The 5,596-nt window shown below is 39.7% G+C and carries 5 protein-coding genes and 1 pseudogene; 3 read left to right on the forward strand and 3 right to left on the reverse strand.

All coding sequences use genetic code 11. The annotated features are described in order from the left end of the window. Window positions 1-292: 292 nt before the first annotated feature. The 3 genes from EKM89_RS13340 to EKM89_RS13350 form a co-directional block, all read right to left on the reverse strand. Window positions 293-595: a type II toxin-antitoxin system YafQ family toxin gene (locus EKM89_RS13340; protein WP_125689273.1), complete on the reverse strand. Its 303-nt coding sequence runs from the start codon at window positions 593-595 to the stop codon at window positions 293-295. Continuing rightward, window positions 585-863: a plasmid mobilization protein gene (locus EKM89_RS13345; protein WP_003625288.1), complete on the reverse strand. Its 279-nt coding sequence runs from the start codon at window positions 861-863 to the stop codon at window positions 585-587. The genes EKM89_RS13340 and EKM89_RS13345 overlap by 11 nt, the downstream gene beginning before the upstream one ends. A 251-nt stretch (window positions 864-1,114) precedes the next feature. After that, on the reverse strand, window positions 1,115-2,638 hold the full coding sequence (locus EKM89_RS13350; RefSeq protein WP_125689275.1) for a primase C-terminal domain-containing protein: 1,524 nt from the start codon (window positions 2,636-2,638) through the stop codon (window positions 1,115-1,117). Window positions 2,639-3,244: 606 nt separating this feature from the next. Between EKM89_RS13350 and EKM89_RS13355 the strand changes: the two genes are divergently transcribed. The 3 genes and pseudogenes from EKM89_RS13355 to EKM89_RS13370 all read left to right on the forward strand — a co-directional run. After that, window positions 3,245-4,129, forward strand: a complete 885-nt coding sequence (locus EKM89_RS13355) for a ParA family protein (RefSeq protein WP_014216286.1) — start codon at window positions 3,245-3,247, stop codon at window positions 4,127-4,129. Next, window positions 4,126-4,539: a hypothetical protein gene (locus tag EKM89_RS13360; protein WP_041095767.1), complete on the forward strand. Its 414-nt coding sequence runs from the start codon at window positions 4,126-4,128 to the stop codon at window positions 4,537-4,539. The genes EKM89_RS13355 and EKM89_RS13360 overlap by 4 nt, the downstream gene beginning before the upstream one ends. 784 nt (window positions 4,540-5,323) lie before the next feature. Continuing rightward, window positions 5,324-5,509 (forward strand): annotated as a pseudogene (locus EKM89_RS13370) (helix-turn-helix domain-containing protein); the annotation flags it as partial. Between the last annotated feature and the right edge of the window lie 87 nt (window positions 5,510-5,596).

Raw genomic sequence — 5,596 nt, forward strand, 5'->3', positions numbered from 1 at the left:
GTTTGTGGTAAACACCATTTTAAAGGAAGCTGATCTTTTTTGTCCGAACAGCGTTCGGATTAATTTTACAATCTACCATAAAATAAAAAAGATATAACTTGTGCCAGGCCGATAAGATACAAAAACACATAGGACATTGAGAAGCTAGCATAGAAAACTATGTGTTGCATTTTAGGGGCTATAATTAACAAATAACCCCTCAAAAACATTGAAAGAATAGCCCCCAATATCTACATTATAGATATTGAGGGCTATTTTAATTTATTCTTTTATAAGTGCCCCTAAACTATAGCTATTGATTCAAGATTTCATGGGAGCCAGTTGCAACCAATAACAAAATCAATTCATCATGATCTAGCTGATAAATAACAATCCAGTTGTCATAATTTTTACCATAGTTTCCATATCTGGCAGGGTGAAATTCACGATAGCCACGCCAATTTCCTTTTAATGCATGATCTTTAATCTGTTTCAAAACAAGTACATCTTGTTCAACAATTGCTTCTAAACAAGGCTTCATGACAGTTATTGGGAAATGTTTTTTGACTAGTTTTTTTAATTCACGTTCAAAAGATTTGGTCTGTTTAATTTGCATCTAACTTATCGATCCAATCTTCAAAGTCAGTCAATGAACCAATGTTTTTGACCTGCCCTGTTTCTGCTTCTTTTTTAGCGGCTAAGGCTTCCGGAGAATCTAAAAAGCTGACTAATCGAACTTCATTATTGGCCGCTTTAACTAACGATAAGCGTATATACTCAGAAACGGTTAGCCCTTGTTTTGCTAGATTAGCTTTAGCCCGTTCACTAATGTCAGGTGTTACACGAGTTGAAATTGTCTTGTTTTTAATAATAGTATTACTCATTCTAATCCGCCTCCCTTAAGTTTACCATCGTACTACATTATAATATTCGATTTTTAGGTTTTCTGCAACTAAATTAATTTTAAAGTAAAGGAACTAACAGCTTATGCAACAAGTTGTCTTACCCATCAAAGATTCAAACGTTCTTAGAAGCTGTCTCAGGAATCAGCTTACATCCACCTAAGTAGCAATACCCTCACACAGCAACAAGCCTATTCTAGATATATACCTAGGGCAATTGATAGCAGCACTTTTCACCCGGTTCTTCTCCTCGTCTCCATTACCCACGGTGGCGCTGAATCACCACTCACCGCTTGCATCTCAGTTGAAGTGAGAACTGTTGGCTCATAACTATTTGTGCTTACAGTTGGCATTAGTGTCGTTAAATACCCCGTCCACGCTTGACTTTGAGCCTGACGTCTCACCATAGCCGACTTAAATAACATGGTCACCGTCGTCAATAAAGTCGGCTGGTTACCACGCTGCACCCGCTTCAATTGCGAAGTTGCTTGTAATTGCTTCATAACCCGATTCAAACTCGCCGGAGAAATCCCTAACTCAGCCTGAATTTGACGCGTTGACATGGCAATCGACGCAGCAGAACCACCCATTCGATTAATCAACGCAAGCACATCGTTACGCCATTCATTAGCATGGCTGTATTGTCGTTCGGCACGTGGCTTAGCAAATTTATGCCAGCCAATCCCCACAACGACTTTACCTGAAAAATTAGGCACCCATTGATCCAATAGTCCTTGAACATAACTCAGTGCGGCCCCCCGATAGTCACCTGAATAAGCGTCTCTGACGCACTGTACAACTTCGCGATCGACCAGTGGGTCATGTAAATTTGAATTAAAGACGTCAAGCACGTCTCTCGCACGCTGCTGAGAAATTTTAGATTGATACATCGCTAAAGCTAGCGTCATAACGGTGTTATGACGGGCTAATCCATGGCCTGATTTGACTGTCGTCACTTTCAATAACGCTTTAAACCAAGCTTGATCAACCTGACGGCCCTCATCAGAAGACAATGAAATCACCTGATCTCCCATTTGGTCCGTGACGGGAACTTGAGCAGCATAATACTGTGACCACTTCATCAGAGCGCTCACCTGGATCAACATATTAGCATCAAAAAAAATCAGATTATCCTGACGCGGAATTCGGAAAATGCCAAAATTATTGCAGCCCACATCGACCCCAGTAACCCGTTGTTGAATCCACTGCCGCACAAAACTAGACATTTTCTGGGCCGCTTTCAAAACTGGAAACTGGCCGCGCTTCTTCCGTAAAAACATAGGCTGATCAAAAACGTAGTAGATATGGAACCCCTTCGCAGTCCGCAAAATCATCGTGGGAATGAATAAGTCGGCAACCGTGACCGCACCCAAAACTTCCCGCTCCCGAGCATCGCGTTCTTGCGCGTCAGCAAAATCAATATCAACGACCAAGGTATTAATTTGCGCGAGGTTATTTTCCCGGTGGCCCCGAACACTCGCCCGATTTTGCGTATAGCCAAGCCAGTTAAAGGTGTTAGGTGTCCAGTGAGTCATCCGATCAGCAATGGCCTCCAGGCCTTCAAAAGAGGTGATAACCACACCATGGGCTTTTTGCATGGAATCCTTACTGCTGAAGAGCGCAATGGCCCCTTTCTTTGTAGGGGTTTCCATCACTTGTCCGGCAATATTAAAACTACTATTTTTAACTTTATATGTATGTAGTGAATCGTGTAATACCAGTCTTTGTGCAGCCTGAACCGTCTTTAAATCGTACATGGTGAGCTCACCTCCTTTCAAAATAAACACCTAAGTTAGCTTAATAGAAAATACATAGAAAATGAAAAAGCGCAGACAAAAAAGCAACTTAGCGTTATGCCAAGTTGCTTAAGGTGGAAGTAGTCCGACTACCCCCGAATAAACTTTAAAATTACCGCCTACGGATCTAAGTGAATAGATCCAGTGAATTTGCACAGAAGTCGCTCACCACACGTGTCCCCTTAGTCTTTACCCGGCAGCTTGTCCCCTACCGTTTTGAAATCACACCATTCTCGACATCTTACCAATTTGCTGGTATAATCTTCTTAGTTGAATGAAAAAGATTTTGTCGAGTGCTGACCAATTCCCGTTGGTTGGCGCTTTTCTTATTTATAAGAGAAGTGTACCTCATTATCTCTTCAAAATAAAGAGGTTTCTTCTTTCCATTTATAAATTCATACATGAATGAATTTATAAATATTCGAATTCATGCATGTATGATTGAACTAATTGCCTTTTCAAAGCAGTTATTGTCAATGGAAATAGGAATCTTGACACAAACAACAAATCAGGTTATGCTTAACTTGTTATAAATTCATATATTTATGAAAGCGTGGTGCTTAGAAATTGAAAAAAATAAATTTAAAAAGGCCCCTCACAATTACGGTTGCAAATCAAAAGGGAGGCGCCGGTAAGAGCACAATCACTCGTTACTTAGCCTACAGCCTATCTCTCCACGGCTATCATGTGCTAGTCGTAGATGAAGATCCACAGTCCAATACTACGAAGTCATTCGTAGTAACAAAAGAACATAACGAACCAGATTCAGTTTTTGTCTTAGACAAAACAATGATGGCCGGAATTCGAGACCACGATCTAACCGATCTGGTCGTCAACATACTCCCAAATTTAGATCTTATTCCGGCCCATTATGATTTAAAGAATCTAACAAATTATCTTAGCAAGCAGTATGGTGTCGCCGAAGAGGGGGACGCCAATTACCACGAAGTTAAATCGAAAAAGCTCTTCTTTTTAAGAGAATTACTTGAACCTCTCAAAAGCCGTGGAACCTATGACTTCATTTTCATTGATACACCACCAACCTCTTCCGATTATACCGACTCCGCTGTAGGAGCGAGTGATTACGTCCTTGTCGCCTTTCAAACTCAATCAGATTCTCTGGACGGGGCCCACAACTTCATTTTCAATCCAGACGAGCTGCCAGAGAAGGTAAACGAGTTCGGCGTGCCAACTGATGTACTCGGTATTCTACCGAATCAAATGCAACGATCCGGAAGTATTGATGAAACTGTAATGCAAGATGCCGTGAACTTCTTTGGAAAAGAAAATATGTTTAAGACAATTGTTCCTTACAAGCGCCGTCTACAATCCGCACCACGAAACGGTCTACGAAATGATAGTTACTGGGACAAAGATATTTTTACTTCATTCTTAGATAATCTGACGAATGAATTCATTGAACGCGTGAACTTAATGGAGAGTGACAAATGATGACTGAATCAAGACAAAAAAAACCCGGTTTTTTCACAAAAGATAATTCTGAAAAAGATACATTAAAAAAAGGATCAGGATTACTCGATAAGTCATACAAACCAGATCCGCAACCAAAAACCCTTTACCGACCTGAACCAACTATAGAAGCCAATAATAGCTCTAGGTCCACTCAAGGATTCGGTAATAAGAGTGAACGAAAATCTTTAGTTTTGCCGGCTGAACAATATTATCAGTTTATGGCACTTCTTGATCAATCAGCATTTAGTTACACCTACGAGTTACTTGGAGATCAAATGCAGCCACAAATTGATAAAATGAGTCAGGTCGAACGACAGATGTTTGATATGAAGGTAGCCCAACTACGTGAGAAAGATGAAAAGAAGAAAAGAACTCGAAAAAAATCATAATTTTATAGTTTATACAAATATGAATTTATAATTGTATAACTAGATTCGATACCACTAGTTACTATCTTCACTATGCTTCTTGATTACGAGCGTCATAGACTCTCTATCCCGTGTCGTAATATTCATATTTATATACTTTCGTAAATTCATACTTACATACAAATATGAATTTACGAAAGTCAGTCGTTAAAGATTACTTCTCTTCAATCTTCACACCTTAACATCAATAACGCTTACTAGAACAATAGCATCATTGATAGCTACCAGGCTATCAATGATGCTATTGTTCGTCATATTCAAATTACTGTAGATCAACACCAACTTAATTGCTCGAAGATTGCAGCGTCTTGGAAAAGAGAGAACACTCCACCATAAAAAGCGAAAGTGTTCTCAGAATGCGCCTATTTAACATCTAATTTAAAAATGTGCCCTTCGACGTGTTGAAAAGTATGCTGAAATTACGTAAGGCGCTGCAATTAATGCGTAGCAGGTTAAAAATTCTACGCTACTATCTTTAACTAGTAATATGACAAATAACATTGCAGTGGATAAGACGGCAAGTGATGTGCGTAACCATGGCACCGTTGTCACATGATTTTTTTCTTTGTAACACGGATGCCTACGTTCAAAAAGTTTTGATAGCGTGCCCAAAATTATTAAAGTAATAACCAAATAAATCATTACCCGGATTTAAAATTGAAATGCAACACTTAAAAGACTAGACCAAAAAGGTCGTGAAGACCTATTCTTAAATCACCAACTGATACAAGAATGGAGTGTCTTCATGACCCACAACCAGAATACCATGCATCGTCATTTCCAACAACTTCAATCTTTTGAACGTGGCCAAATCATGGCTTGGCTATCTGCTGGATGGTCCTACCGGCAGATAGCCCGTAAACTCGGTCGTAACGTTAGTACGATCAGCCGTGAGGTCAAGCGTGGAACTACTACCCAGTTTGGCTCGAATGAGAGCGTAAAATATCTTGTGTAAATGCATAAAAGATTTCTGAATTGTATAGAAATAGGGAATGCCTTCCCTTATGATATTTAGTAA

The sequence above is a fragment of the Levilactobacillus fujinensis genome, assembly GCF_003946335.1.
GTDB lineage: Bacteria > Bacillota > Bacilli > Lactobacillales > Lactobacillaceae > Levilactobacillus > Levilactobacillus fujinensis.

What these genes read in the sequence shown, in the direction of transcription:
- EKM89_RS13345 (WP_003625288.1), bottom strand. Translation starts at nt 863, where the DNA reads ATGAGTAATACTATTATTAAAAACAAGACAATTTCAACTCGTGTAACA.
- EKM89_RS13340 (WP_125689273.1), bottom strand. Translation starts at nt 595, where the DNA reads ATGCAAATTAAACAGACCAAATCTTTTGAACGTGAATTAAAAAAACTA.
- EKM89_RS13360 (WP_041095767.1), top strand. Translation starts at nt 4,126, where the DNA reads ATGATGACTGAATCAAGACAAAAAAAACCCGGTTTTTTCACAAAAGAT.
- EKM89_RS13350 (WP_125689275.1), bottom strand. Translation starts at nt 2,638, where the DNA reads ATGTACGATTTAAAGACGGTTCAGGCTGCACAAAGACTGGTATTACAC.